The 26,536-nt window shown below is 62.3% G+C and carries 25 protein-coding genes; 14 read left to right on the forward strand and 11 right to left on the reverse strand.

Annotated features, from left to right (window positions below; translation table 11 throughout):
• Positions 1-13: 13 nt before the first annotated feature.
• Positions 14-1,165: a fatty acid desaturase family protein gene (locus CGK93_RS11575; RefSeq protein WP_089594952.1), complete on the forward strand. Its 1,152-nt coding sequence runs from the start codon at positions 14-16 to the stop codon at positions 1,163-1,165.
• A 63-nt stretch (positions 1,166-1,228) separates the two neighbouring features.
• Here the strand turns inward: CGK93_RS11575 and CGK93_RS11580 are convergent, their stop codons facing one another.
• From CGK93_RS11580 to CGK93_RS11610, 7 genes are all read right to left on the reverse strand, one after another.
• Positions 1,229-1,531, reverse strand: coding sequence for a hypothetical protein (locus CGK93_RS11580; protein ID WP_089594953.1), 303 nt, complete (start codon positions 1,529-1,531; stop codon positions 1,229-1,231).
• 63 nt (positions 1,532-1,594) lie between these two features.
• The gene (locus tag CGK93_RS11585; protein ID WP_089597410.1) at positions 1,595-2,362 is read right to left on the reverse strand and encodes an SCO1664 family protein; all 768 of its coding nucleotides are present in this window, start codon (positions 2,360-2,362) and stop codon (positions 1,595-1,597) included.
• Positions 2,362-2,916: a DUF3090 domain-containing protein gene (locus tag CGK93_RS11590; protein WP_089594954.1), complete on the reverse strand. Its 555-nt coding sequence runs from the start codon at positions 2,914-2,916 to the stop codon at positions 2,362-2,364. Before CGK93_RS11590 ends, CGK93_RS11585 begins: the two co-directional genes overlap by 1 nt.
• A 24-nt stretch (positions 2,917-2,940) precedes the next feature.
• Entirely contained in the window at positions 2,941-3,633 is a 693-nt protein-coding gene (locus CGK93_RS11595) for a histidine phosphatase family protein (protein ID WP_089594955.1), read from the reverse strand.
• Positions 3,634-3,692: 59 nt separating this feature from the next.
• Entirely contained in the window at positions 3,693-5,069 is a 1,377-nt protein-coding gene (locus tag CGK93_RS11600; RefSeq protein ID WP_089594956.1) for an aspartate ammonia-lyase, read from the reverse strand.
• The gene (locus CGK93_RS11605; RefSeq protein WP_089594957.1) at positions 5,066-6,481 is read right to left on the reverse strand and encodes an aldehyde dehydrogenase family protein; all 1,416 of its coding nucleotides are present in this window, start codon (positions 6,479-6,481) and stop codon (positions 5,066-5,068) included. Before CGK93_RS11605 ends, CGK93_RS11600 begins: the two co-directional genes overlap by 4 nt.
• Positions 6,474-7,268, reverse strand: a complete 795-nt coding sequence (locus CGK93_RS11610; RefSeq protein WP_232481650.1) for a homoserine dehydrogenase — start codon at positions 7,266-7,268, stop codon at positions 6,474-6,476. Before CGK93_RS11610 ends, CGK93_RS11605 begins: the two co-directional genes overlap by 8 nt.
• Before the next feature lie 409 nt (positions 7,269-7,677).
• Here CGK93_RS11610 and CGK93_RS11615 point away from each other — a divergent pair, with 409 nt between their 5' ends.
• Positions 7,678-8,712 (forward strand): AAA family ATPase, encoded by a 1,035-nt coding sequence (locus tag CGK93_RS11615; RefSeq protein ID WP_089594958.1) that lies wholly within the window; start codon positions 7,678-7,680, stop codon positions 8,710-8,712.
• Between the two features lie 6 nt (positions 8,713-8,718).
• Here the strand turns inward: CGK93_RS11615 and CGK93_RS11620 are convergent, their stop codons facing one another.
• On the reverse strand, positions 8,719-9,744 hold the full coding sequence (locus tag CGK93_RS11620) for a DUF808 domain-containing protein (protein ID WP_089594959.1): 1,026 nt from the start codon (positions 9,742-9,744) through the stop codon (positions 8,719-8,721).
• Between the two features lie 204 nt (positions 9,745-9,948).
• Here CGK93_RS11620 and CGK93_RS24380 point away from each other — a divergent pair, with 204 nt between their 5' ends.
• From CGK93_RS24380 to CGK93_RS11660, 9 genes are all read left to right on the forward strand, one after another.
• The gene (locus tag CGK93_RS24380) at positions 9,949-10,077 is read left to right on the forward strand and encodes a hypothetical protein (RefSeq protein ID WP_269768449.1); all 129 of its coding nucleotides are present in this window, start codon (positions 9,949-9,951) and stop codon (positions 10,075-10,077) included.
• A 169-nt stretch (positions 10,078-10,246) separates the two neighbouring features.
• Positions 10,247-11,314, forward strand: a complete 1,068-nt coding sequence (locus CGK93_RS11625; protein ID WP_089594960.1) for a LacI family DNA-binding transcriptional regulator — start codon at positions 10,247-10,249, stop codon at positions 11,312-11,314.
• A gap of 81 nt (positions 11,315-11,395) precedes the next feature.
• Positions 11,396-13,066: an ABC transporter substrate-binding protein gene (locus CGK93_RS11630; protein ID WP_089594961.1), complete on the forward strand. Its 1,671-nt coding sequence runs from the start codon at positions 11,396-11,398 to the stop codon at positions 13,064-13,066.
• Between the two features lie 126 nt (positions 13,067-13,192).
• Positions 13,193-14,170, forward strand: a complete 978-nt coding sequence (locus tag CGK93_RS11635; RefSeq protein ID WP_089594962.1) for an ABC transporter permease — start codon at positions 13,193-13,195, stop codon at positions 14,168-14,170.
• A gap of 11 nt (positions 14,171-14,181) precedes the next feature.
• Positions 14,182-15,117, forward strand: a complete 936-nt coding sequence (locus tag CGK93_RS11640) for an ABC transporter permease (protein WP_089594963.1) — start codon at positions 14,182-14,184, stop codon at positions 15,115-15,117.
• Positions 15,114-16,076, forward strand: coding sequence for an ABC transporter ATP-binding protein (locus CGK93_RS11645; protein WP_089594964.1), 963 nt, complete (start codon positions 15,114-15,116; stop codon positions 16,074-16,076). Before CGK93_RS11640 ends, CGK93_RS11645 begins: the two co-directional genes overlap by 4 nt.
• Complete coding sequence (locus CGK93_RS11650) at positions 16,073-17,167, forward strand: ATP-binding cassette domain-containing protein (protein WP_089594965.1); 1,095 nt, start codon at positions 16,073-16,075, stop codon at positions 17,165-17,167. Before CGK93_RS11645 ends, CGK93_RS11650 begins: the two co-directional genes overlap by 4 nt.
• Positions 17,164-18,714 carry a glycoside hydrolase family 32 protein gene (locus tag CGK93_RS11655; RefSeq protein ID WP_089594966.1) on the forward strand — a complete coding sequence of 517 codons (1,551 nt, stop codon included), beginning with the start codon at positions 17,164-17,166 and terminating at the stop codon, positions 18,712-18,714. The genes CGK93_RS11650 and CGK93_RS11655 overlap by 4 nt, the downstream gene beginning before the upstream one ends.
• 122 nt (positions 18,715-18,836) lie before the next feature.
• Positions 18,837-19,565 (forward strand): SDR family oxidoreductase, encoded by a 729-nt coding sequence (locus CGK93_RS11660; protein WP_089594967.1) that lies wholly within the window; start codon positions 18,837-18,839, stop codon positions 19,563-19,565.
• A gap of 156 nt (positions 19,566-19,721) precedes the next feature.
• Here the strand turns inward: CGK93_RS11660 and CGK93_RS11665 are convergent, their stop codons facing one another.
• Both CGK93_RS11665 and CGK93_RS11670 read right to left on the reverse strand, forming a co-directional pair.
• Positions 19,722-21,170, reverse strand: a complete 1,449-nt coding sequence (locus CGK93_RS11665) for an SLC13 family permease (protein WP_089594968.1) — start codon at positions 21,168-21,170, stop codon at positions 19,722-19,724.
• 12 nt (positions 21,171-21,182) lie between these two features.
• Positions 21,183-22,301: a PrpF domain-containing protein gene (locus CGK93_RS11670; protein WP_089594969.1), complete on the reverse strand. Its 1,119-nt coding sequence runs from the start codon at positions 22,299-22,301 to the stop codon at positions 21,183-21,185.
• A gap of 228 nt (positions 22,302-22,529) precedes the next feature.
• Between CGK93_RS11670 and CGK93_RS11675 the strand changes: the two genes are divergently transcribed.
• Complete coding sequence (locus tag CGK93_RS11675; protein WP_089594970.1) at positions 22,530-23,468, forward strand: LysR family transcriptional regulator; 939 nt, start codon at positions 22,530-22,532, stop codon at positions 23,466-23,468.
• On the opposite strand, the gene CGK93_RS11680 is transcribed toward CGK93_RS11675, so the two are convergent.
• Entirely contained in the window at positions 23,469-24,245 is a 777-nt protein-coding gene (locus tag CGK93_RS11680) for a type 1 glutamine amidotransferase domain-containing protein (RefSeq protein ID WP_089594971.1), read from the reverse strand. It abuts the gene before it with no gap.
• 129 nt (positions 24,246-24,374) lie between these two features.
• On the opposite strand from CGK93_RS11680, the gene CGK93_RS11685 reads away from it, so the two are divergent.
• Positions 24,375-24,800, forward strand: coding sequence for a ChaB family protein (locus CGK93_RS11685; RefSeq protein WP_089594972.1), 426 nt, complete (start codon positions 24,375-24,377; stop codon positions 24,798-24,800).
• A 178-nt stretch (positions 24,801-24,978) separates the two neighbouring features.
• Positions 24,979-26,529: an ABC transporter substrate-binding protein gene (locus CGK93_RS11690; protein WP_198318212.1), complete on the forward strand. Its 1,551-nt coding sequence runs from the start codon at positions 24,979-24,981 to the stop codon at positions 26,527-26,529.
• Positions 26,530-26,536: the final 7 nt, after the last annotated feature.

The following is a 26,536-nucleotide window of genomic DNA, read 5'->3' on the forward strand; positions in this document are numbered from 1 at the left end:
GGAGTACAACCGCATGTCAGTAGTTTCAGCCAAAAGCTCCGCCACCGCCGTCGGATCCAAGACCCGGCCTGGTGCCCTTGCCGATGAGGGTAGGCCCACGGTGCGGCCGCCGGCGGCCGCACATCTGAGCGACGAGCAAGTAGCCCAACTGGGCCGTGAGCTCGATGCCATCCGTGACGAAATCCTTGCCAAGCGCGGCTCCAGCGACGCCGCCTACATCAAGCGCATGATCAAGATCCAACGTGGATTGGAAATCTCAGGTCGTGCCGCGCTGCTGGTAGGCAAGAACAAAGCTGCCTGGTTCACCGGCACAACACTCCTCAGCCTGGCAAAAATCCTGGAGAACATGGAACTTGGCCACAACATCCTCCACGGCCAGTGGGACTGGATGCGTGATCCGGACATCCACTCCACCACCTGGGAGTGGGACTTCGTTACCCCGTCGCGTTCGTGGCAGCACACGCACAACGACCTTCACCACCGTTGGACCAACGTGGTTGGCAAGGACCGCGACGTCGGCTACAACCTTCTGCGCATGGACCCCGACCAGGAGTGGAAGCCCTTCAATCTGGGCAACCCCCTTTACAACGCCTTGCTTGCGCCCGTTTTTGAATGGGGTATAGCCCTCTACGACTTGGAGATCCCTGAGTACAAGGAAGGCCTGAAATCCAAGGAGGCCATGAACAAGGACCTCAAAGCGCTGGGGCGGAAGGCGCTCAAACAATTCGCCAAGGACTATGCTGCCACCCCGGCCCTGGCCATGCTGTCGGGCTCCGGGAAACAAGCCCTCTACGGCACTCTCACTGCCAACGCCGTCCGCAACGTATGGGCCCACGCCGTCATCTTCTGCGGCCACTTCCCGGAAGGAACAGACACGTTCACCGAGGAAATGGTGGAAGGGGAAACCCGTGGCGACTGGTACGTCCGCCAGATGATCGGATCCGCCAACATCTCCGGGTCACCGTTCATGCACCTCATGACGGGGAATCTGTCGCACCAGATTGAGCACCATCTCTTCCCTGACCTGCCGTCCAACCGCTACGCCGAGATTGCGCCCAAGGTCCGTGACATTTGCCAGCGCTATGGCTTGAAGTACACCACAGGGCCACTGCTGAAGCAGGTAGGCTCCGCGTGGGCCAAGGTCTTCAAGCTCGCCGTGCCCTAGCCCTGCCGGTTGAGTGCCCGTCCGCGCCGCAATCAGGGTCCCAGGGTCTTGGTGAACCGGCTTCTACTGTGGCTTGAACGGTGACAGCCGGCTGATCCTCTGTCGTGCGGCAGCTATCAGCGGACGCGCTGCCAGGGCTCCTGACTTCACCGAAGACAGGACCTTACTGAGGGTGCCACCGAAGCGTCCCTTGCTTCGCAGGTTTTGCGTCAGTTCCCACGTGGTTCGGATGGAGTGCACGGCGAGAACGACGACGAAGAGTGAGACCACCAGGCCGGCAACTGAGGCGGCCACGATCATCACCCCTGTAATGTGCACCAGGAGCACGGCAGAAATCACAACGGTGTGGGCGTCAAAAAGTTCCATATTCATTTCTCGCGGAGCAGTGGGTGGGGTTGTTTTCGCTGGGAATCCCGTAGCCGGATTCCCCTAGAACAGAGGCCAGGGCACCGCTGGCATGTCACCGCTCGGAGCCGGAAACCGTCCAAGCAGGCGTAATCGGTCGCAGCGTGTGGCGAGTGATGCGACTTCTTCGGCGCTCAGCAAGTCCGCCAGGTTTTGACCCAGCCCGCCGTTCAAACCCTCAGTGACACGATCGATGCCTTCGAGTTCCCCGGCGGCCAGCGGGTCGCCCAGCCAACCCCACAGCACCGTGCGCAACTTGTGGTCATGGTGGAAGGTCAGTCCATGGTCTACGCCGTGACGGTGTCCGTCCGTCATGGCAAGGATGTGGTCGCCTTTACGGTCGGCGTTGTTGACGATCATGTCGAAGACCGCCATGCGTCTTAGGGCTGGCGAGTCTTCGTGAATGAGGGCAACCATCCGTCCCTTCTCATCCTGCCCTTCGAGAACGTGCTTCCATCCCGTCTCCGGCACGTGGTCCGTGACGACCAAGTCGACGGCGCGCTGGGCAGGGTCTTGCTCTTGCCAGAGTTGCACCATTCCTTCGCCTAACGGGCCATCGCGCAGAAAGGTACGTGGCACGATGTCTCCGCCGAATACCTGCGATACCAGGTAGGCGGCCACCTCCCGGTAAGCAAGATTGCCACGCGGAAAATCCCAGAGCGGACTTTCGCCTGCTATCGGCTTATAGACAACTTTTACGTCTCCGATGGCACCCAAGAATGTCGCGTTTGAAGCCGTCGTGATGCGGCCAGTGAGCGTCAGTTCGGCGGTCGCCAAGTCCGGCGCCGGCATCACGCCTCGGGAAGGGTGCAGCTGTGCCCGTCGGCGTCCATGGGGTATCCACAGAGCGGGCACGTCGGGCGCCCGGCTCCGACGATTTCACGGGTGCGCTTGGCGAAGGCGCGGGCGGTGCCTACGGGCATGCGCACCAGCAGCATTTCGGCTTCGATTGTGCCCTCCTCGACCAGCGGTTCGTCGTTGTCATCAGCGTCGACCTCGGCGATGGGGTAGGCCTCAATCACCACCTGGGCAGTGGTTGGATCCCAACCCAAGCTCATGGCTCCAGCGCGAAACTGCTCGTCAACTGCCTCTAGGGGATCGTTGTCGACAAGCTCAATGGGAGTGCTGGTCGGAACGCTGAATGGATTGCCCTGGACAGTGATGAGCTGGTCAAGGATCTCGTCGATCTTCTCTGCGAGCTGGGCCGACTGCTGCTTCTCCAGGGCAATACTCACGATCTGTTTCCCTGCACGCACCTGCAGGTAGAACGTCCGCGACCCTGGAAGGCCAATGGTTCCAACTACAACCCGATCAGGCCAGGCAAACTCGTGAACACTTGTAGGCATGTCAGTATTTTAGGCACATAAGGTTCACGGCGCGTTCTGTCCTGCACCGCCGCCCACCGGCGCATCGCCGGAATGGATGCCGTTGGACAGCCATGACAGATCACCCGCATCGGTGTTGGTCGCGTAGACGCTCGGCCGGTCAGCGCCGTAGCGCACGATCGATACGGAGGCGGGGCCCACGTTGATACGCTGGAACAGGTCAAGGTGCATGCCGAGCGCGTCGGCGAGGATTGACTTGATGATGTCACCGTGACTCACCGCCACCCACACTGCTCCCGGCCCATGCTCGGCTTCGAAGGCTGCATCGTGGCGCCTGATTGCCGCCACGGACCTGGCTTGCATCGCGGCCATGGATTCACCGCCCGGAAACACGACGGCGGATGGTTGCGTCTGCACCACCGGCCACAAATCCTCGGTTTCGAGATCACTGAGCATGCGGCCCTGCCACTGGCCGTAATCGCACTCGGTGATGTCGATGTCGACCGGCGCATACGGCGTGCCGGCCTGGCGGGCGAGAATCAGCTCGGCGGTCTGCCGGCAGCGCTCAAGCGGACTCGACACGACCCCGACTACCGGCACGGCTGCGAGGCGGTCTGCCGTCAGGGCCGCCTGTTCGCACCCGATCTGGTCCAGGCTCACGCCGGAGGTGCGGCCAGCCAGCAGTCCCGTGGCATTGGCTGTGGTGCGGCCGTGCCGCACGAGAATAACTGTCGCCATCCACCCAGCCTAGTTCCCCGCACGACCCGGCGTGGTCCGGTGAATCGTATGTTCCCGTCTCAGGCCAACATCAGGGCCTCAGCTTGTTCGGGCAGCAGGAGGCCTTCAGCGACAGCGATGTCGAGGACGCTCCGTCCGGACACGAGCGCCTTGTGGGCGAGGTCGGCCGCAACGGCGTATCCGAGCATTGGGAGCAGCTCGGTGGCTTGCGCTGTGGAGGCCCGTGCCCTGGACCGCAGCAACGCTTCGTTCGCTTCGATGCCCTCGACGCAAAGGTCCCGCAAAACATCGGTCCCGTTGGTCAGCCAACCCAGTGATTGCAGCAGGGCGTGGGCGATGACCGGTTCGAAGGCGTTCAGTTGGAGCTGTCCGTTGTCGGCAGCCATTGTGACGGTGAGGTCGGCCCCGGCCACGAAGAACGCAATCTGGTTCACGACCTCCGGAATCACCGGGTTGACCTTGCCGGGCATGATGGAGGAGCCGGCCTGCCGCGGAGGCAACCGGATCTCCGCGAGCCCTGTTTGCGGACCGCTGGAGAGCAGGCGAAGGTCGCTGCAGATTTTGGAGAGCTTGATGGCGGTGCGTTTGAGCGCTCCGGAGAACGTCATGAACGCCCCGGTGTCCCACGTTGCCTCAACAAAGTCATGGGCACGGACCAGGTGGACGCCGCTCACCACTGAGAGCTTGTCGATGACGCGCTCAACATAGAGAGGATCGGCGGTGATTCCGGTACCGATGGCTGTGGCGCCCAGGCTGCACTCGAGCAGCAGGGCGGCTGCTTCGCGCAGACGCCGTTGGTCTTCCTCCAGCGTTACGGAGAACGCGGTGAACTCCTGGCCTAGGGTCATCGGCACGGCATCCTGCAATTGAGTGCGGCCGACCTTCGGGATGGCGGCGAACGCCTGACCCCGTTCGGCGAACGCCGCCGAAAGCAGCGCCAGCCGTTCCAGCAGATCCTCCAGCGCGAACACCAGAGCAAGGCGCACCGCCGTCGGGTAGACGTCATTGGTGGACTGGCACTTGTTGACGTGCGCGATGGGGTCCACCAGATCGTAGGAGCCGCGGGGGTGGCCCAAGGCTTCCAAGGCGAGGTTGGCGATGACCTCGTTGGCGTTCATGTTCGTGGATGTCCCGGCGCCGCCTTGGATAACGTCTACAGGAAAAGCATGGTCGACGTCGCCGGCGGCCACCGTGTCGCAGGCCAGAGCAATGGCTTCGCCAATCTCAGGGGGGATCAGGCCCAGTTCGGCGTTGGTCAGCGCTGCGGCCTTCTTCACGAACGCCAGGGATCGGACGAGGTGCCGGTGGGTTCCGAGTTGGATGCCGCTGATGGGGAAGTTGAGGATGGCCCGTTCGGTGTGGATTCCCCACAGTGCGGACTTCGGGACGGCCATGGAACCGAGGCTGTCGTGCTCGATTCTTGGTTCTGTGGTCATGAGGTGATCGCGATGACTTTGGGCTGGGTCATTTCCTCGTAGGCGAAGTGGACGCCTTCGCGGCCCATGCTGCCGTACTTGGAACCGCCGAACGGCATGGCGTCATGGCGGTAGTCGGAGGAGTCGTTGATCATCACGCCCCCGGCGTCGATCGCCTTGGCGGTGGCCAGGGCCCGGCCCAGGTCCTTGGTGAAGACCCCCGCCTGCAGGGCGTATTCGCTGTCGTTGGCCAGTGCGATGGCTTCCTCTGCGGTGTCGAAAGGCTCGATCAGGACGACCGGGGCGAACAGTTCCTCGCTCCAGGCTTCGCAGTTGCGGGGGACTCCGGTGAGGACAGCGGGTGTGAGGACCGGCCCGTTCAGGGTTCCGCCCGTGAGGAGTTGTGCCCCGGCGGCCACAGCCTCATCGATCTTCCGTTTCGCTTCGGCGGCGGAGACGTTGCTGATCATGGGCCCGACGTCGGTGTGTTCGTTCCTCGGGTCGCCGGTCTTCAGCGGCGCGGTTTGGGCGACGAAGACCTGCACGAAGGTGTTGAAGACTGATCGTTGGACAAGGATCCGCTGGGCGCCGATGCAGTTCTGCCCGGCGGCCCAGAAAGAACCGGAGACGCTGGCTTCGACGGCGGCTGGAACGTCGGCGTCGTCGAAGACGATGACCGGTGCGTTGCCGCCAAGTTCCATGGACAAGCGCTTGAGGCCGGCGTTCGCTGCGATAGCCCGGCCTGTAGCGAAGCCGCCGGTGAAGGAGACCATGCGGACCAGTTTGGAGGAAATGATGGTTTGGGCGATCGTGCGGTCGCCCAGGACAACGGTGACGAACTCCGCGGGCAGCCCGGCTTCACGGAGAAGGTCGACCAGGAGGATGGCCGTCAGGGGAGTCAGCTGGGACGGCTTCAGGATGACGGTGTTGCCGCCGGCAATCGCCGGCCCGAGCTTGTGCGCCACCAGGTTCAACGCGTCGTTGTACGGGGTGATCGCGGCGATAAGTCCCAGCGGTTCGCGGGTGAACCAGCCCTGGCGGTTCTCGGATCCTTCGAAGGAGTCGAACGGGACAACTTCCCCGACATTGCGGCGCGTTTCAGCTGCGGACAGCTTGAGGGTGTTGACCGCGCGGGAGACTTCCTTGCGGGCCTGCTTGATGGTCTTGCCGGCTTCGGCAACGATCAGTTCGGCGACTTTCTGGGACCGTTCCTGAAGGAGGCCCGCAGCGGTATCCAAAATCCGGCCGCGTTCGTGGCGCGGCATGGCAGCTGCTGCCGGTGCCGCGGAAGCAGTACGGATCAGTTCCACCCGGACGTCAGCCTCGGAGCACTGGTCCAAGGTGGCCAGGACGGTGCCGTCAAACTTGTTGCGGACCACCAATTGATTGACGGTGGCTTCGCTGTTGGTCTCGGCGATGGCTGTTTCAGGCACGGACGGCTCCTTTGGCGAATTCGTCGACGGCAATGATGTCGGAAATGAGGGCGTAGGCAGTCTCGACGCGACCAGCACCCGGACCGGAAACTGTGACGGCTCCAAGCAGGTCAGTGGTGAAGGAGACGGCGTTGGTGGCACCGGAAATCCCGGCCAGCGGGTGGTCTGCCGGAAGGGCGACGGGCTGGACAGATGCAGTGATGCTGCCATCGCTCTCGCGGCGGGCTTCGCCGATGAGCTTCCAGCGGAGGCCGTTTGCCAAGGCCTGGGTGACGTCAGCGCTGGTGATGTCCTGAATGCCTGTGCTGTGAACATCATGGGGGTGGATGTTGGCGCCGAGGAGTTCGTTGGCCAGGATGGCGACCTTGAGCCGGACGTCGGATCCGCCGATGTCAGCGGTCGGGTCAGCTTCGGCGTATCCAAGGTTTTGGGCTTCGGCGATGGACTCATCCAGGCGCAGGCCGGCTTCCATCCGGCCCAGGACGTAATTGCTTGTTCCGTTCAGGATGCCCTGCACGGCGTTCAGTTCCAGGCCGCCGAGCATTTTATGAGCCAGGCGGATCACAGGTGTGCCGCTCATGACGGCGCCTTCGTATTCGAAGCGGACTCCGTTGTTTGCTGCGAGCTCGGACAGTGACGTGCCCTGCAAAGCCACCGGTCCCTTGTTGGTGGTGACCACGTGCTTGCCGGACTCGATAGCCCACCGCACGTGCGAAACTGCTGGTTCGCCGTCGACCGGGCTGGTGAAGGTTGCTTCGACGACGATGTCGGCGGGGCTGTTCTTGATGACCTCTTCGTTACGGGGGTCGGAACTTCCGCCCGGGAGCCCGTCGAAGGAAGATCCGCGGGCATGGCCAGAACAGCTGCAAGGTCGATGCCGTCGCCTTGGACGAGTGAGCCGAAGGCGAGGTCGGTGATGGCTACGACGCGGAGCTCGAAGCCGAGGGAAGCGAAGCGATGGGGTTCGTCGCGGATCAGTTCTGCCAGGGCGCGGTTGACGCCTCCGAAACCGATCAGGGCCAGGTTGTAAGTGTTCACGGGATCTCCTTGGGTAGGGCGGTGATGCTGTCCTCTAAGCCTCAGTCCGGGGAGTGTCAGTTACTTATGGACGAATCGCCCGTCGGAGATGCCGAAACGCCCAAAAGCGGACAGTTTGATCCGTGGCCGCTTCATATCGCGCGTACTACAGTGGATGTATGGCTGCAAGCCGCAATCCGCTCGATGAGCTGAGGGAAACCATTGGCCATCTGGCCAATCAGCTCAAGCTGCCAGGTTCAGAACGCGTTGACGACCTGGTGGGCGATTTCATCGGTGCGCGGCCCGGTCCGGCCCGGCCGTTGTCCGAGGTGCAGGCCGAGCTCGATGCGCTGGTCGGTCTGGAGACCGTGAAGGAACAGGTCAGGGCCTTGGTGGCATTGCTCCAGGTTCAGGCCCGTCGCAAAGCCCACGGACTGCCCGAGGTGGCCACATCCCAGCATCTTGTGTTTCTCGGAAACCCGGGCACGGGCAAGACCACCGTGGCGCGGCTCCTGGCCGAGATGTACCGTGCGGTGGGCCTGCTGCAGAAAGGACACCTGGTTGAGGTGGACCGTTCCGGCCTGGTGGGGCAGTACGTTGGGGCAACTGCCATCAAGACGGACCGGGTGATCCGGCGGGCGCTGGACGGCGTCCTGTTCATCGATGAGGCCTACGCGCTGGCCCCGGAGGACGGCCGGATGGACTTCGGCCCCGAGGCGATCGAGGTCCTGCTCAAGCGGATGGAGGACCATCGCCACCGTTTGGTGGTGATCGTGGCCGGCTACCCGCGCCTCATGGAATCCTTCCTGCTCTCCAACCCCGGACTGCGTTCCCGGTTCGCCCGCGAGATCACCTTCCCGGACTACTCAGTGGACGAACTCGAGACGATATTCCAGCAGATGCTGGCCCAACACGAGTACATGCTGGAGCCAGGCGCGGATCAGATGCTGCGCCGCATCCTCGCCGGGCTTCACGCCGGCGAAGACTCGGGGAACGCCCGGTTCGCCCGCACCCTGTTTGAGCAGTCACTTAATCGCCAGGCGCTGCGGCTGACGCGCGACGAAGAACCGAGTCTCGACGCACTTGATCGTGAAGCGGTCATTACGCTCACCGAAGATGACATCGTCGGGGCCGCTCTGGCCCTGGGCCAGGAGCCGCAGCCGGAACCTGTTCCGGAACCTGAACCTTCACGCTGGTGGCGCTGGCTTGCCTGACCTGAATCAGGCCTTATCCTTCTGGCTATGATCGCTTCCGGGCCGGTGACCGGAGATCGCAGCACGGACATCGCCTTCTTTGTGTCCGTCCTTTTTCTTGCCAAACGGCAGCACCTTCAGAAGCGGGTGCAGGATGACCATGATGACCAGGCCCCAGATGGCGCCGAGAATGGCTGAGCACAGCGTGTTGACCAGCCATGCGAGGAAGCCACCCACAACGGGGATTCCGGCAAAGGGCGTCTCGAGGACATGAACAAGGTCGTACGGGCCGTGCCAGCCAAGGTCGTGTGCCCCCTGCAACATGATGTGGCCGCCAACCCAGAGCATGGCGATGGTCCCGATGAGGGTGATCGCAGCCAGTACGGCGGGCATTCCCTTGACAAGAAGCCGGCCGAAGCGCTGGGAGCCCGCCGAGTCCTTGGTGGTCAGGTGCAGGCCAATGTCATCCATCTTGACGATGAGTCCTACCGCACCATAGACGATGACCGTAATCGCGATCGCTACGACGACGAGGATGAACGCCCGGGCCCAGAGAGACTCGGTGGCTACCTCGTTCATGGCGATCACCATGATTTCGCAGGACAGGATGAAGTCGGTGGTGATGGCTCCCTTGGTCACCTTGGCCTCGGCTTCAGGGCCGCGTTGGACAGCCGGTGCCTTCTCGGCATCAGCATGGCCGCGGAGCTTGTGCCAGACCTTTTCGGCGCCCTCGTAGCAGAGGTAGGAACCGCCCAGCATGAGGATGAACGGAATGATTCCCGGGATGAAGGCGCTGACGAGCAGCAGCGCCGGCAGGATGATCACCAGTTTGTTGCGCAGCGAGCCCCAGAAGATCTTTTTGATCATGGGCAGTTCGCGGGATGGGTCCGCCCCGGACACGTACTGAGGGGTGACGGCGGCGTCGTCGATGACTACGCCGGCAGCTTTGGCCCCAGCCTTGGCGGCTCCCGCTGCGATATCGTCCACCGAGGCGGCCGCGATGCGGGCCAGGGCAGCAATGTCATCCAACAGAGCGACGAGACCGCCGCTCACAGAGCTGCTCCGTCCTGGCTAAGGCCGGAAGGCTGGGCATGGATAACAGGTACGAGGAGCAAGAAAGGCATGCTCGGATTATACGTTGGCTGGTAAAACCTGGGATGGCCGTGACGCGCCTTGGCCGTGATATTGCCAGCTGAAATATACCTATGTTCGGGTTGTTCCTGCCGGGCATCGCCGGGATCCACCTATGCTGGCTTCATGTCTACTGATGAAGAGAAGGATCCTCCCGTACCTGCTGACCTTGAGGGCAAAATGCCGAGGAAGGTCCACGACACCCCCGGTCACGACGAAAAGGAAACAACCAAGGAAGAACCTGACGAAAGTTAGTTTGGCGGAGGGGCTCAAAGAGCTGTTGACAGACTCGAAGTAACGCGGGTAACCTAGGTCACATGCTCGCTTAGTAACGCGCGTTACCAATGCTGCATTACCAAGCAAGCGGACCAGACAAGGAAGGTCTGGCGCGACACTCAGAACACCGAGAACACCGGAGCATTCGATGGCGAAAAGCACCACCCCTGGCACTGCGGCTGTCCGGCAGCGCGGAGTCACCATGAAAGACGTCGCCAAACATGCCGGTGTTTCCCGGACGGCTGTTTCCTTTGTGCTGAGCAACCGCGAAAATGCCAGCATTTCAGAGGAAACCCGCACCCGGATCAACGACGCCGTGCAGGAATTGGGCTACCGCCCCAATGCCGGCGCCCGTGCGCTGGCATCACAGCGCAGTGACTGGTACGGGATCGTGACGGAGATCGTCACCGCACCCTTCGCCGTCGACATCATCAAAGGCGCGCAGGACCAAGCCTGGCTTGACCGCCGGTTCCTGCTCATCGCGCCATCCGACCAGGCCGATGCCGTAGGACCCAACCAGGGCCTGGAGGATGCCGCCATCGAAAAACTGTTGGAGCAACGAGTGGAAGGGCTTCTCTACGCAGCCACTTTTCACCGGGGCGTCCGGGTTCCTGTGACCGCCAACGAAGTACCCACCGTCTTGATCAACTGCTTCGACGCTGATGAAAAGCTGCCCTCGATCGTCCCGGACGAGCGTGGGGGTGGCAGAGTCGCCGTCGAACGTTTGCTCCAAGCCGGCCACAAGCGGATCGGAGTTATCAACCTTGACCCGGTTATCCCTGCTGCAGTAGGGCGGTTGGAGGGTGCACGCGAAGCACTCTCCACTGCCGGACTGGAGCTCGACCCGGAGCTGGTGGTGTCCGGATACGCAACGGCGGACGGCGGTTACGACGCCGCATGCCGGATTCTGGACCGCTATCCACCGGAGGACAGGCCAACCGCTCTGTTCTGCCTCAATGACCGCATGGCGATGGGCGCCTATGACGCCATCAAGGAACGGGGCCTGACCATCCCCGGGGACATCGCCGTGATCGGCTTCGACAACCAGGAACTCATTGCGGCCTACCTCAGGCCAAAACTGACCACGGTTGCGTTGCCCTTCGAAAAAATGGGCGCCTTGGGTGTCCAAACGCTTGCCGCTCTTACAGCAGGACAGCCGATCCTTGCCGACCAGCAATTGGTCGACTGTCCGCTGCTAGAACGCTCTTCGGTCTGACCGCGAAATCAACGTCGAAGAGCAAAACCCCTTACCCACCCCTTCACCTTGGACGATGAAGATAGGAAAGAGATAACCATCATGACACAACCCCGATTCAGGGCTGCCCGGATGACGGCGGCGAGCCTTGCAATAGGCGCTATGCTGCTCACCGGCTGCACAGCCAACGTTGCGAAGACCAACACCTCAGAGGCCGGTGCGAACGCCGGCGCGTTCCTCACCATCCCGCGTGAGGACATGGGCACGTTCGTGCAGAACTTCAACCCCTTTGCCCCCACGGTGAACCCCATGGTTCAGCAATCCATTTACGAATCCCTCCTCATCTTCAACCCGGCCAAGGGTGACACGGTGCCGTGGCTCGCCACCGAGTGGAAGGCAGCCGAGGATGGCAAGTCCGTCACGTTCACCCTCCGCGATGGTGTGAAATGGTCCGACGGGCAGCCTTTCGTGGCAGACGATGTTGCCTATACGTTCGAACTTCAGAAGAAGATCAAGGGCGGCTTCGAGTACTTGGACACCGTCACCGCCGAGGGCAACAAGGTCACCTTCAACTTCAACAAGCCGTGGTCGCCGGCCCTTTACGACGTCGGCCAAATCACCATCCTGCCCAAGCACATCTGGTCCGCTCTGCCGGACCCGGAAAAGGATGCCAACGCCAAGCCCGTGGGCACCGGACCATATACCGAGGTAGACAGTTTCCAGGCCCAGTCCTTCGTGCTGAAGAAGAACCCCAATTATTGGCAGCCGGAAAAGCAGAAGATCGCCGGTATCAAGATGCTCGCTTTCGCAGGAAACGACGGCGCCAACCTCGCCGCAGCGAACGGCGACGTGGACTGGGCTCCCCAGTACATCCCCAACATCGAAAAGACCTTTGTCTCCAAGGACAAGGAACACCGTCAGTACTGGTTCCCGGCTACGGGTGCCATGATCAACTGGCAGCTCAACACCACCAAAGCGCCGTTCAACGATGTTGATGTCCGCAAAGCACTGAGCATGGCAGTTGACCGCGAGCAAGTCACTAAAATCGGCATGAGCGGTTACGCCAAGCCGGCCGACTGCACCGGGCTGTCCGGCAACTACGAGACCTGGAAGAACACCCAGGTCAAAGACAACTGCACCTGGACCAACCACGATGTCCAGAAGGCCAACGAGCTGCTGGACAAAGCGGGCTATGCCAAGGGAGCTGATGGGAAGCGCACGCTGAAGGACGGCAAGCCCTTCGAATTCAAGATCTCCGTGGGTGCCACTTCTTCCGACTGGCTGTCCGTGGCCAACGTCATCTCGCAGAACCTGGCCGAGGTCGGCGTCACCACCAAAGTGGAGTCCCCGGACTGGGCCGCTGTGGTTGCCGGCTATGAGACCGGCGACTTCGACTCCGGCATTGTCTGGAGTGCCAACGACCCCAGCCCGTACAAGTACTTCAACACCTCCATGGGCACAGGCACCGTGAAGCCCGTCGGCACCAAGACGTTCGACAATTACCACCGGTTCGGCGACACCACGGCGGATGCCTTGCTGGCCGACTTCGCAGCGGAGGCCGATCTGTCCAAGCAGAAGGACATCGCCAACAAACTGCAGGAAGAATACAACGACGTCGCACCGCTGGTGCCACTGTTCTCCGGCCCTGAATGGGGTGCCTTCAACGACACCCGCTTCACAGGCTGGCCCACCGAGGCCAACCCTTATGCCACTCTCTCGGTCCGGTCGCCTACCACGGTGCTGGTTCTGACCACGCTGGAACCGCGCAAGTAGCGTTTCCTCAGTATGAGGCCCAGTCGGGCCTCACAGCGCACGCCCGGCGGTTCGACGCCGTTGACCCGGCCGACTCCGCCGGGCGTGCCTCCCATACTTTCCGCACTTCCCGAATGGAGGGAAACCGTGCGCTTCATCCTGCGCCGCCTGGGTTTCTACCTGATCGCCTTCTGGGCGTCCATCACCCTGAATTTCCTGCTTCCGCGCTTCATGCCCGGGGACCCCGTCTCCCGCATGTTTGCCCGCTCCCAAGATCGAATGCAGCCGGAACAGATCGAGGCCCTGCGCAAGCTGCTGGGTGTTGACGACCGGCCCCTCTGGGCGCAATACATCGACTACATGCACAACATCTTCACCGGGCAGATGGGAGTTTCCATCTCCCGTTTCCCCACCCCGGTCACCGAGGTCATTTCGTCCCAAATCGGTTGGACACTCCTGCTGGGCGGTACCGCCCTGGTCATTGCCGCCGTCGTGGGAAACCTGCTGGGCATCCTGGCCGCCTGGCGGCGCGGCGGAGCGATCGACTCCGCGCTTCCGCCGGTGCTGGTGTTCATCGGCTCGTTCCCGTACTTCTGGCTCGCCATGGGCGCGCTCTACCTGTTTGGCGTGGTGTTGGGCTGGTTCCCGATCCGCCATGCGTTCACTGACGGTTTGGAGCCGGCGTTTACCTGGGAGTTCATCGGCGACGTCGGTGCCCACCTTGTGCTGCCGGCGCTGACGATTGTGCTGGTGTCCATCGGCGGCTGGATGCTCGGCATGCGGAACACGATGATCGCTACCAATTCCGAGGACTACATCACCATGGCCGAAGCCAAGGGACTCCGTCCGGGCCGCATCATGCTTCGCTACGCAGCACGCAATGCCATGCTCCCATCGGTGACCAGCTTCGGCATGGGACTGGGATTCGTGGTGGGCGGCGCCTTGCTCACAGAGGTTGTGTTCGCCTATCCCGGCGTCGGCTACCAGCTCCTGAATGCTGTCCAAGGCCTCGACTATCCGCTCATGCAGGGCCTGTTCCTGACCATCACCGCCGCTGTTCTGCTTGCCAACTTCCTGGTGGACATCCTCTACGTCCGCCTCGACCCGCGCGTGCGCAGCAATTAGAGGGATCGATCATGACAACCGCACTTCTTAAGCAGCCAACTCCAACGCCGGTCCGCAAGCCGAACCGCAGTTTCGTCCACGGCCTGATCACCAACAAGAAAGCGCTGACGGGCATGGCCGTGATGATCATCTTCATCGCCCTGGCCCTCCTGGCACCAATCCTGTTTCCCGGCGACCCGTCGCGGATCACGGCCATGGCCTCACTGGAACCATCAGCCGAGCACTGGCTGGGAACCACGGCCAAGGGACAGGACGTCCTCGCGCTGACCGTCCATGGTTCCCGGAGCTCGCTGTTCGTGGGACTGACTGTGGGCTTGGCGTCCACGTTCATCGGCATCCTTGTGGGCCTTGCCTCGGCGTACTTCGGCAAATTCATTGACGAAGCATTGTCCTTGGTCACCAATGTCTTCCTGCTCCTGCCCGGCCTGCCGCTGTTGGTCATCCTGGCCGCGTTCCTTCCGCCGGGACTGGGGACCGTGATTCTGGTCCTCGTGGTGACCGGATGGGCCGGCTCTGCCCGTGTACTGCGATCGCAGGCATTGTCCATCCGCTCCAAGGACTTTGTGGCTGCTGCCGTGGTGTCCGGCGAACGGGCCGGCCGGATCATGTTCCGCGAGATCCTGCCCAACATGGCCTCAATCGTCATGGGCACCCTGCTGGCTTGCGTCATCTACGGCATCGGCGCCCAAGCGGGCCTGGAGTTCCTGGGCCTGGGCGATGTCAGCACGGTCTCCTGGGGCAACAACCTCTTCTGGGCCGGCAACGAAGGGGCCCTGCTCACCGGAAGCTGGTGGGTTTTTGTCCCCTCAGGTGTGTGCATCGCGCTGGTCGCTTTTGCCCTTGCCCTCATCAACTACGCCGTGGACGAGGTCACCAATCCGCGGCTTCGGAAGATCAAAACACCTAAATCAACACCCGCTAACACCGAAAGGAGCGCCGCCAAATGACCATCTCCCAAGTTTCTTTCGGCTCCCACCAACCGGTCCTTGACGTCAAGAACCTCACCGTCAAGTACATCGGTGACACCCGCTCCACCACCGCCGTCGACCGCGTCTCCTTCAGCATCGGCACCGGTGAGGTGTTCGGCCTTGCGGGGGAGTCCGGTTGTGGGAAGTCCACCATTGCCAACTCCATCATGAGACTCCTGAAGGATCCGGCAAAGATCGCAGGCGGAAGCATTTCCTTTGGTGGCAAGGATGTCCTGGCCATGAGCCCGGAAGAGTTGCGGCGCTTCCGCTGGCAGGACGTGGCAATGGTGTTTCAATCAGCCATGAACTCGCTCAACCCGGTGTTGACCATCGGCGAACAGATCGTGGACATCTTCACCACCCACGCCGGTTACTCCCGTAAAGAGTCGATGCGGCGTGCCGGTGAGCTGCTGGAACTGGTGAGGATCGATCCCGCACGGCTGAAGTCCTATCCGCACCAGCTCTCCGGCGGTATGCGTCAACGTGCCGTTATTGCCATGGCCGTTGCGCTCAAACCGTCGCTGTTGATCCTCGACGAACCCACCACCGCGCTGGACGTGGTGGTGCAGCAGGAAATCATGGCTCAAATCAAGGAGCTTCAGCGCGAACTCGGCTTCTCCGTCCTTTTCATCACGCACGACATGTCCCTCATGGTGGAACTCTCGCACCGCATGGCCGTGATGTACGGAGGCCGAATCGTGGAAACCGCCAAAGCCCAGGACGTCTATGCCACCCCCCGCCATCCGTACACCCAGGCGCTGATGGGCGCATTCCCGCCGCTCACCGGTCCACGCGTTCCGCTGACGGGATTGCCCGACGGCGTGAAGTTCCGGAACATTCCGGACCTCGCCGAGGTGGCACCCGGCCATTTTGTGGCTCCGTTTGGTGGCGACGCCCCGGTGATTGATTCAGCAAACCTGGAAGGAGCCGCACGATGAGCCACTCCCTGATGACCTCAGCCGCCGTGTCCACTACCGGCACCCCTGCCCTTGAGATTCGAGGCTTGGGAAAGACCTTCCCAATTGGCGGCTTGTTCTCCCGCGATTCTGTGCGAGCGCTGCATGGGGTCGATCTGACCATTGGCCAAGGCGAAATCGTGGCTCTCGTGGGGGAGTCCGGTTCCGGCAAGAGCACGTTGGCCCGCTGTGTCGCCCGGCTCGAAAAGCCGAGCGTCGGGGAGATTCTCATTGACGGCGTCGATGTCCTGAAGCGGGATCGATTCCAGGCGTCACGGGCGTTTCGGTCCCAGCTGCAGATGGTGTTCCAGGATCCTTTCGGCTCCCTGAACCCGGCCCACAGGATCGAGCATTTCCTGCGGCGCTCCCTTGCGATCCACGGAAAGAACGGTGTTTCCGAGGAGGAGACCCAGCGGCGGCTCGAGGAGCTCATGACCACTGTTGGCCTGGACGCGGACATGCTGAACTCGTATCCGCACGAGCTCTCCGGCGGTCAGCGCCAACGCGTTGCGATAGCCCGGGCCCTCGCCGTTGAACCGCAGGTCATCCTGGCCGACGAGCCTACCTCCATGCTGGACGTTTCCGTCCGGATCGGCGTGCTCAACCTGATGCGCAAGCTCCGCGACGAGCAAAACATCTCCATGCTGTACATCACCCACGACCTCGCGTCCGCCCGGTACCTGGCGGACCGTACAGCGGTCATGTTCGCCGGTGAACTGGTGGAGGAAGGCGAGTCCCTGGACTTGTTGGCCAACCCAGCGCATCCGTACACGCAACTCCTGGTGTCGGCTGTCCCTGATCCCGCCCGGGCCGGCTCTTACGATCCCGTCCGCAGGGCTGAATTGCGGCAGGCAGTCATGGCCTCGACGCACTGCGCCTTCGACGGCGACCCGGACCAGGCCTGTTCGGCTGAAGAACCCGTCCGCCATCAGGTGGGAGACCCCGAAAACCGTCACTGGGTCCGCTGCCACCTGTACCGCCCATGGGCCGCTGCCGGCGGCCATGCGCTGGCGAGTGAACCACTCCAACCCGGCCACCCGGCGTCGAACGCTCAAGAAGAGGCTTCCGCATGACTGAACTGACCCATCCGCTCGCCACCGTTCCGCAGGATGAATTGGTGGCCCGCGCCGAAGCCGATCCCCTGAGGCCGCGCTTCCATTTTGTCTCCCCGGCCGGTTGGCTGAACGACCCCAACGGTGTCAGTCACTGGAACGGCACCTACCACCTCTTCTATCAGTACAACCCTGAGGGAGCTTTCCACCACCGCATCCAGTGGGGTCATGCCACCAGCACGGATCTGGTCACCTGGATTGACCAGCCTGTTGCTTTGGAACCGTCCGAGGGGCCGGACGCCGAGGGGTGCTGGTCCGGGGTCTTGGTGAACGACGGCGGCACGCCCACCTTGGTGTACTCGGGACGGGCAGAGGGCAAGGAGCTGCCATGCGTTGCTGTGGGAACCCCTGACCTGCTGAGCTGGACCAAGGATCCCGGGAACCCTGTTATTGGCGCCCCACCGGCCGGCGTTGACATCACGGCGTACCGCGATCACTGTGTGTGGCGTGAAGGCAGCAAGTGGCGCCAACTGGTGGGTTCAGGGATTCGACACCTCGGCGGCACGGCGTTCCTCTATGAGTCTCCGGACCTGCGGTCGTGGGACTATCTGGGCCCACTGTTTATCGGGGATGCCTCGCAGGGTGATCCTGCGGACACTGATTGGACCGGGACGATGTGGGAATGCGTTGACCTGTTCCGGGCCGGACAGGGATCGTTGGGGTCTGCGCCCGCTGACGGCTCGCCGGATGTGCTGGTCTTCTCTGCATGGGACGACGGCGAAACCCGCCACCCGCTGTATTGGACCGGCCGTTACGCCGGCGATACCTTCGAGCCGGATGCGCTGCACCGATTGGACTACGGAGGCCGCTTCTTCTACGCACCGCAATCGTTCCACGACGAGTCAAACCGCCGTGTCATGTTCGGCTGGATGCAGGAAGGACGAAGCGATGCCGCCATGGTGGAAGCCGGCTGGTCGGGCGTCATGAGCCTGCCGCGCGTCACCACCTTGGCGAAGGACGGAACCCTGGAGTTCGCACCGGTTCCAGAAGTGGAGAAGTTGCGCAGAAGCCACGTCAGCGTCCCCGGCCACGTGATGGTGGGTGCGGGTACCTCCGTGGAGACCGGTGTGTCCGGCAACCAGCTGGACCTTGAGCTGGACGTGCAACTTGCCCCCGGCGCGGAGGTTCGGCTCGGAGTGCTGACGTCCTCGGACGGTGCCGAGGAGACGGTGATTGTGCTGAGCCGGGCCGCCGACGGAGGCCTTACCGGCACCCTTCGCCTGGACCGTAGCCGTTCCAGCCTCGACCCCGCCGTCGATGGTGACGACAAGTCCGGGCCCCTGCCGATGACGGACGGGCGGGTCCGCCTGCGCGTCCTGGTGGACCGGTCCGCCGTCGAAATTTTCGCCAACGGCAAGCCGCTCACGGCCCGTGTCTACCCGACCCTGGACGGCGGACGCGTGACGCTGGCAGCCACAGAAGGTTCGGCGCGGCTCCTCTCCTTCGACGCCTGGACGATGGCCGGGATCTTTGACAGCATCCGCACCCTCGTCCCGGAAGGACTGTGACCATCCGGAAAATCAAGGGAATATTTACTGAGAGCACTCAGTTGTGAGTGAAGTCAGTAAGCGGGATCCCATCACGGAACAGCATTCCGCCGCAGTCCGCCCAGCAGGAAGAAGCCCCAACCATGCCCTCACTGAATACGTCCGTCTTGAATGATGCAGTTGTCCTCGTCACTGGCGCCAACGGCGGCATCGGAACCCACTTCGTCCATGAAGCACTGGCCCGCGGCGCCCGCAAGGTCTACGCCACGGCCCGGAACCCGCGCACCTGGGACGATGACCGCATTGTCCCGCTCACCTTGGACGTCACGGACCCGGCATCCATTCAGGCAGCAGTTGAGGCCGCACAGGACACGACAGTGCTCATCAACAACGCCGGTGCCAGCACGCCAACGCCTGGCATCCTCAGCCACACGGATGAGGAGATCCGGCACAACGTGGAGACCAACTTTCTGGGGCCGCTCTTCCTGGCCAGGGCTTTCGCGCCGGTCTTGTCCGCCAAGGAGGAGGCGGTGCTCATTGATATCCACTCCGCCCTGAGCTGGTACGCGGTGGCAGGGATCTACAGCGCCACCAAAGCGGCCCTGTGGTCAGCCACGAACTCCCTTCGCCTTGAACTCGCCGCCGAGAACGTGCACGTCGTAGGTGTCCATGTTGGCTACGTCGACACCCCCATGGCCGCCAACGCCACCGAGCCGAAGACGGCCCCCGCGGACTTGGTGGCAACCGTCTTCGACGCCGTCCAAGCCGGTGAGTACGAAGTCCTCGCGGATGAGACCTCCGTGAACCTCAAGGCCGGACTCAGTGCACCCGTGGAAGCCGTCTACCCACAGCTGAAGACCGTCAACGCCTGAAGCCAAAGGCAGGGCCACCGCTGAGGTGGCCCTGCCTTTGGTGCGTATGGTGCCGGTCCCTGCGCCCGAGGTTCGGGCTTCCTGTTGCGATGGTGTGCAGGTCCGGTTCCCTACGCTTGCCGAACCTGTTCTCCGGCGGTCGGTGGGGCCCGGGACTTACATGATTCCGGTGGGGACCAGCAGTGCCCAGGCCAAGGCGGGCGCAACGAGGACCACTCCGCCGGCGTACATCATCAGTTGCTTGTAGACGCGCTGGCGATCGTCTTCGCGGGCGTTGGCGACAACCAGCGCGCCGTCGGTGGAGAACGGGGATACATCGACGACGGTCGCGGCGATGGCCAGAGCGGCCACCGTGCCCGAGGCGCTCAGTGAACTGGTCGCCAGCAACGGTCCCGCCAAGGGGATGAAAGCCGTGAGCAGGGCGGTGGAGGATGCAAAGGCCGAGCCAACGCCGATCACGTAGCAAAGAACCAGCGCAATCAGGAGCGGGGCTCCGAGTGCCAGGGCCTGCTCGGCGAGTGTATCGATGACGCCGACGTGCTGCAGCAGGGATACGTAGGTGATCATGCCGGCGACCAGGAGCACGGTGGACCAGGAGACACCGCCGATGAACGTCTGGTGTTCCTTGATGTTGACCAGTGCCAAGAGGAGTCCTGCGGAGAGTGCCACGAAGCCGATGGGCATGTGGAAGCCCAAGGCGCAGACAAGCATTGCGACGATCAGTGCCAGCGTGAGGATCTGCTGTCCGTGCGGCCGGGCGGTACGTGTGGTGTCCACGTCAGCGAGCTGGCCTGCGGCGCCGTCGCGCATTTTGCCCAGGAGGGCAAACAGCACCACTGTCAGGACTGACAGGATGAGGTTCAGCGCAAAGCTTGCGGCGAAGAGTGAGCCCTGCGAGATCGGGAAGCCGTTCTTCACTGCAATGTCGTGCACAAGAACGCCCGCCACGGACAGCGGCGAGAATCCACCTGCATGTGCTCCGTTGATGATGAAGGCCCCCATGAGGACGGGGTGAATGCGTGATTCATAGGCCAGCCCGATGGCGGCGGGGGCCAGCAGGGCGACGGCGGCAGGGGAGAACGTACCGAGGGCCGTCAGTGATGCTGCCAGGAGAAAGAACACCCACGGCAGGAGCATGGTTTTGCCGCGAACCAGCCGAACACACGTCTGGACGATGATGTCGATGGTCCCATTCCGCTGGGCCATGCTGAAGAAGTACGTGACACCGATGATGGTGATGACGATGTTGGCAGGGAAGTCGGCCAGGATTTCCTTGTCCGTCATGCCCAGCATGAAGTAGCCGACGCCGAAGGATGCCACCAGTCCCATGACGCCGATGTTCAGCGGCCATTTGGTGGCGACGACGAACATCACCACGAGGATGACCAGCGGGATGATCTGGGTGGCAGTCATGGTCGGCTCCGATTCCGGGGTGGCCGCCGGGTTGAAGATGGCGCCCCCGAACAGGATGGCAACCAGGCCCAGGATCACGGAAGCGGCAACCGTTACCAGCAGGATACGGCGGCGGTGGTTGGGACTGCCGGAATTCTGTTCCAGGGTTTCGCTCTCCGATTCGGGAGCTGGTTGGTAAGTAACTTTAGCCATGGTGGTTTCTCCTCATTGAGTGGCTGATGCTAGCGAGGCTTCGACGGCACTGCCGAGAGTCTCCGGGAGGTGAATGATGCTGGTGGCGATGGTGCGTGCGGTCCGGTCGACGCCCACAAGGAGGGAACCGTCCCGGTGTTCGGTCCAGGTTTCAATCACGCCGGCCGGCGTGCGGAGTTTTAGCGTGGGGCGGGAGAGGGGGCCGGTGATATGGTTCAGCACTGTTCCCGGGGTGCCGGCGGCCAGTGTCAAAGCGATGCTTCCCGTGATGGCCAAGGCCGGATGCGGTTTGCCCATGGAGAGCATCATGACGTTGACGTCGCCTTCCGGGTCTGCCCCGGTGGGTGCGCCCACGATCGCAAGCTTGGGGACGGCCCGCGCGGCTTGCGAAGGACTGGGCGCCAATCCCATCCGGACAGCCGCCTGGCGGCGGATCACGTCCAAAGTCTCCAGCTGCAGTTCCACGCCGGCGCCCCAGGTTTCATAGCGGGCAGTGTCCAGTCCCAACTCCTCGGCGCGGACCATGACCACCGGTGCTCCGGCGTCGACCATTGATACCGTCCAGCGGGTGCCGCTTGCGACAATGGCGTCCGTTGGTGCGCCGGTAGGAAGGAGCTTCCCGGTGGTCTTTCCTGCCGGATCACGGAAGCCCAGACCCACCCGGTACCCGGGAAAGACGACACCGGGCATGTCTGCATCCGGAACGATCGGCAGGGCGCCGTCGGGGGTTGAAACCCGCTGGATGATGATCTGGCCCGTATTGGTGTTGCGGGTGACGATGCGGGTGGAATCGCCGTCGGGCGAAACCCAGCCTTTTTCAATGGCGTAGAGGCCTACAACCGCGGAGCAATTCCCGCAGTTGCTGCCCCAGTCCACGGCTGCCTCTTCGATGCCTACCTGGGCGAAGGTGAATTCGACGTCCACTTCGTCGTCGTCAGGCCGGCTGAGGATCATCGCCTTGCTGGTGGTGGAGGTGGCGCCGCCAACCCCGTCGATCTGGCGGGAGTCCGGGCTTCCGAAGAGCCTGGGAAGCAGCTCGTTGACGTCGGTGCCGGCTTGTTCCAGATGAGCAGTTTCAAAGACCCAGCACTTGCTGGTGCCTCCGCGCATCCATTCCGCTTCTATCTTCATGGTGTTCCCTGCATCTCGTTGATGTTGTTCCTGTTACGAGGATGATCCGGATCACAAATGAAGACAATGTTGGATATATAATGGGGGCTGTAGCAATGCTTAATTCATATGCAGTTCAACGCGCATAGAGTGGATTTCGACACACCAAAGTCCGGAAGAGCTGGCTCCATGACGGCTAGGCCTCCGGGAAATACAGTGAATGAACCACTTGGACAGGAGCATGAACGCATGCTTAACGAAGAAAACCCCGAATTATTCGATATTCGGCGCCTCGCGCTTCTGGTGGAAGTGGTTGAGCAGGGCTCCATCACCGCTGCGGCCGACACCATGATGTATACGCCGTCGGCCGTCTCGCAGCAGTTGCGCAAGCTCGAGCAGGAAGTTGGCCAGCCTCTCCTCAACCGCCGTTCGCGCGGCGTAGTCCCCACCGAGGCAGGCCAGATACTGGCAGGGCACGCGCGGAAGATCGTTGGGCAGATGCGGGCGGCCCGCGCGGACCTGGATCAGATCGCGGGCCTGCGCCGCGGGTCACTGACCGTTGGTACTTTTCCCACGCTGGCGGGATCGTTTCTCCCGCTTGTCATCAGGGCATTCAAAAAGCGTTACCCCGCCATTGGACTTTCCGTGCGCAGTGCCCGCTTCGATGAGTTGGTCTCGGACCTTGAATCCGGGGCAACCGGACTGTGTTTGCTGTGGGATTACCCTTGGAACCGGTTCAGTGATGAGTCCATCCGCATCACTGAGGTCTTCCAGGAGAGCACGGTGATTCTGGTGGCCAAGGGACACCCCTTGGCTGACCGTGATGAAGTAAGCATGGGTGACCTCCGGAAGGAGTCATGGATAGTGCGCGCTGAAGCCCATCCGGTAGTGGAAGTGCTTCAGCGATCTGCCCACGATGCAGGCTTTGAACCAAACATCGGGTTCCTGGCCAACGACTACCAGGAGGCGCAGGCCATGGTCAGCGTGGGCATGGGCGTGGCAATGGTGCCTAAGACGGCTGTTGCACTGCAGCATCCCGACGTCCGCGTCCTCAGTCTGGGCCCGGACGCTCCTTTGCGTCGGGTACTTCTGGCCCAGCGCCAGGACAAGGTCTACGCCCCCGCCGAAGTGGCATTCCACTCCACGCTCGTGGAAATTGCCCGCGAACGGGGGCGCGACTACTTGTAACTAGTGGTCGGCGTCGGCCTCAGCCTTCCGGGCGCTTTTCTCGGCGTCCTTCTCCGCGCGCACTGCTTCTGCCTCGTGTTGCTCTTCTGCCTTTTCCTGGTGGATGACTTCGGCGAAGAGCTTTTCCATTTCCTTGGCCACGCCGGCGGCCGAGGCGGGGTTCTGGCCGGTAACCAATCGGCCGTCCACCGCTACCTTCTCCTCGAAGACCCCTGCGGAGACGTGGCGGGCCCCCTGTTCCTCAAGCCGGTCCGCCAGGAAGAACGGAATGATCTTGTCTTTCCCTGCAGCCACTTCTTCGTCATTGGTGAACGCGGCTACGTCGCGGCCCTCGACCAGCCGGAATCCGTTGTCCAGTTCTACGTTCAAAAGGCCGGCCGGCCCGTGGCAGACGGCACCCACCAGGCCACCGGCGTTGTAGACGCTGGCCACCAGATTCTGCAGGCCTTCGCTGTCCGGGAAGTCCCACATGGTGCCGTGGCCGCCCACGAGGTAGATGGCATCGTACTGAGAGGGATCCACGACGTCGACGCGGGCGGTGTTGTACAGCCCGGCGCGCGTTGTCTCGTCTTGGGTAAAGGCAACCTGGATGGGATCGTCCGCATCCACTTCGTCGCGCGGAGGCTGGCCTCCTTTGATGGAAGCAAAATCGACGAAGTGGCCTGAGTCTTTGAAGACCTTCCAGGGATGTGCGGCCTCAGCTACGTTGTAGCCGGTCTTCTCTCCCGTGTCGCCGAGCTCGGAAACGCTGGTAAGTACCATGAGGATTTTCTTCATGAAGTGCTCCTTTCGTCCTCATCCCACCCTACGCCCCCATCAATTCCGGCCCTTTAGTAGGCTGGACGAGCATCTATGCGTCTGTTGTCACATGCTTAAGTTGTTCCCTGGATCAGGAGTGTGAGTGCCATGCCCAAGACCGGCAAGAACGATCATGCCCGGAAAGACGAGTTGCCAACGACTCTTCAACGCTCGGACCAGAAGGCCCAGGACACATTTGCCAAGACCTACGACTCGGCAATGGATTCCTATGACGGCGATGAGAGCAGGGCCGCCCGCACGGCTTTCGCGTCGCTGAAGCACAGCTACGAGAAGGTAGGCGACCATTGGGAACCCAAAGAGGAAAGTGGACCTTCCGATGACCACGCGGCGGAAGGGCTCAGCTCGGATAAGCCCACTGCGGGCGGAGTCGACGCCAACGCTTCCAAGGAGCATCTCTACCGGCGGGCCCGCGAGCTGGACATCAAGGGCCGTTCAACCATGAACAAGGATGAGCTGGTCCAGGCACTGCAGAAAGCCAATGACGCGGCTACCCGAAAAGCCCGGGAAGGCTGAACCTGCGCGCAGGATGCCGTAGCGAGCGGATTATTGGGCTGACGGGTGATGCCAGGCACATTGTGACGCATCTGCGAAGCATCCTGTTTTTGCTGTTGCGCCGAGGTAAGGCTAACCTAAATAGTCTCCATTTTCCCCATGCCCTCCCGTTCCGGGCATACACCGCAGGTGGTTCCCTTTGCGTACACTCAGCCGTTCCACAGCAGCCCTTGGGGTCGCTGCACTTCTTTCCCTGACCGGTTGTGGTCTTAGCGGTGGACAGGCAGGCACCACCGAGAAGGTGGCCGATACCAACCAGCGCATCGTCGTGGATAACTTCCGGGCCCCCGTGGCCAACTGGGCGCTGGAGTCCGACGCCGCGTACATTCTGTCGTTGTCCGGCTGCCTGGAAACCCTGACCAAATATGACTCAGCCCAGGGCAAAGTGGTCCCGTTCCTGGCAACTGAGTGGAAGCAGGTCTCACCACTTGAGTGGGACTTCACCATCCGTGAAGGCGTGAAGTTCCAGGACGGTACCGATCTCACCGCAGAGACCGTCGCCGCTTCACTGAACTCAGTCCTTAAGGCCAAGGTACCTGCAAGGGCGTTCAGCCCGAGCATTGTCAGCGGAGTTCAGGCAACGGACGCCAAGACCGTTCGCGTCACCACGCCGGTGGAGAATCCGTTGGTGCCGTTCCGCTTGGCGAGCGTCAACACGGGCATCCTCGCGCCTGCCGCCTATGCCGGTGCCACGGTTAATCCCTTCGGTCACTGCACGGGCCCGTTCACACCAGTGTCTGAGAAGGCGAAGCAGTCCTTGACCTTGGACCGCAACGAGAATTACTGGGGCGGAAAGGTGCAGTTGGCTGGCGCTGAAGTCCGCTTCATCACCAATGGCGCTACCCGGGCCGCGCAAGTACAAACCGGCGAGGCCGACATTTCCTTGTCCATTCCGGCCTCCGCACTGTCCACGCTTGAAAGTGCACCCGATGTATCCGTCCTGAAGGCAGATTCGCCCCGCACGGCCACTTTGTACATGAACAACGGCCGGGCACCTTTCAACAACGTGGATTTCCGCAAGGCACTCCGGTCCGCTCTGGACCTGGAAGCCCTGGCTGCCAGCGTCTACGAAGGTGCGGCGTTGCCTGCAGTTGGCCCCTTCGCACCCTCCGAACCATGGGCGTCCAGCGAAGCCAAGACGCCCAAGCAGAACCTGGACGAGGCGAAGAAGCTCCTGGCCGATGCCGGCTACACCGCGGACAAGCCGCTGGAGATCATCGCCATCGTGGAGCGGACGGAGTTCGCCGACGTAGCAACAGTGATTCAGGACAACCTCAAGGACATCGGAGTTCCGGTGACCATTCAGGCCAAGGAATACGCCTCGGCTGAACCCGACGTTCTGGCCGGCAACTATGACATGATCCTGAGCCAGCGCAACCGGCTGATTGACATCGCCGATCCCATTGGCTTCCTGACGGCCGACTACTCCTGCAAGGGCACATACAACCTGAGCCACTTCTGCAACGAAGAGTACGACGCACTCATCACAGAAGCTGCCCGGACCTCCAACACTGAGGAACGGTACAAGCTGTATGGCAAGGCCGGTCAACTCCTGAACGACCAAGCCGTGAACCTGTGGCTGGTCAATGAACAAGCCACGGACGCTGTCCGCAGCAACGTCCTGTCCTACGTCCAGGACCCGTTGTCCCGTTACGTCCTGACCGCGCAAACGGCCAAGGCCGGCTCCTGACAACGGG

This window comes from Arthrobacter sp. YN (assembly GCF_002224285.1).
Taxonomy (GTDB): domain Bacteria; phylum Actinomycetota; class Actinomycetes; order Actinomycetales; family Micrococcaceae; genus Arthrobacter.

Coding starts and splice junctions, on each gene's coding strand:
- CGK93_RS11575 (WP_089594952.1), top strand. CDS start 14: ATGTCAGTAGTTTCAGCCAAAAGCTCCGCCACCGCCGTCGGATCCAAG.
- CGK93_RS11580 (WP_089594953.1), bottom strand. CDS start 1,531: ATGGAACTTTTTGACGCCCACACCGTTGTGATTTCTGCCGTGCTCCTG.
- CGK93_RS11585 (WP_089597410.1), bottom strand. CDS start 2,362: ATGCCGGCGCCGGACTTGGCGACCGCCGAACTGACGCTCACTGGCCGC.
- CGK93_RS11590 (WP_089594954.1), bottom strand. CDS start 2,916: ATGCCTACAAGTGTTCACGAGTTTGCCTGGCCTGATCGGGTTGTAGTT.
- CGK93_RS11595 (WP_089594955.1), bottom strand. CDS start 3,633: ATGGCGACAGTTATTCTCGTGCGGCACGGCCGCACCACAGCCAATGCC.
- CGK93_RS11600 (WP_089594956.1), bottom strand. CDS start 5,069: ATGACCACAGAACCAAGAATCGAGCACGACAGCCTCGGTTCCATGGCC.
- CGK93_RS11615 (WP_089594958.1), top strand. CDS start 7,678: ATGGCTGCAAGCCGCAATCCGCTCGATGAGCTGAGGGAAACCATTGGC.
- CGK93_RS24380 (WP_269768449.1), top strand. CDS start 9,949: ATGTCTACTGATGAAGAGAAGGATCCTCCCGTACCTGCTGACCTTGAG.
- CGK93_RS11625 (WP_089594960.1), top strand. CDS start 10,247: ATGGCGAAAAGCACCACCCCTGGCACTGCGGCTGTCCGGCAGCGCGGA.
- CGK93_RS11630 (WP_089594961.1), top strand. CDS start 11,396: ATGACACAACCCCGATTCAGGGCTGCCCGGATGACGGCGGCGAGCCTT.
- CGK93_RS11640 (WP_089594963.1), top strand. CDS start 14,182: ATGACAACCGCACTTCTTAAGCAGCCAACTCCAACGCCGGTCCGCAAG.
- CGK93_RS11645 (WP_089594964.1), top strand. CDS start 15,114: ATGACCATCTCCCAAGTTTCTTTCGGCTCCCACCAACCGGTCCTTGAC.
- CGK93_RS11650 (WP_089594965.1), top strand. CDS start 16,073: ATGAGCCACTCCCTGATGACCTCAGCCGCCGTGTCCACTACCGGCACC.
- CGK93_RS11655 (WP_089594966.1), top strand. CDS start 17,164: ATGACTGAACTGACCCATCCGCTCGCCACCGTTCCGCAGGATGAATTG.
- CGK93_RS11660 (WP_089594967.1), top strand. CDS start 18,837: ATGCCCTCACTGAATACGTCCGTCTTGAATGATGCAGTTGTCCTCGTC.
- CGK93_RS11665 (WP_089594968.1), bottom strand. CDS start 21,170: ATGGCTAAAGTTACTTACCAACCAGCTCCCGAATCGGAGAGCGAAACC.
- CGK93_RS11670 (WP_089594969.1), bottom strand. CDS start 22,301: ATGAAGATAGAAGCGGAATGGATGCGCGGAGGCACCAGCAAGTGCTGG.
- CGK93_RS11675 (WP_089594970.1), top strand. CDS start 22,530: ATGCTTAACGAAGAAAACCCCGAATTATTCGATATTCGGCGCCTCGCG.
- CGK93_RS11680 (WP_089594971.1), bottom strand. CDS start 24,245: ATGAAGAAAATCCTCATGGTACTTACCAGCGTTTCCGAGCTCGGCGAC.
- CGK93_RS11685 (WP_089594972.1), top strand. CDS start 24,375: ATGCCCAAGACCGGCAAGAACGATCATGCCCGGAAAGACGAGTTGCCA.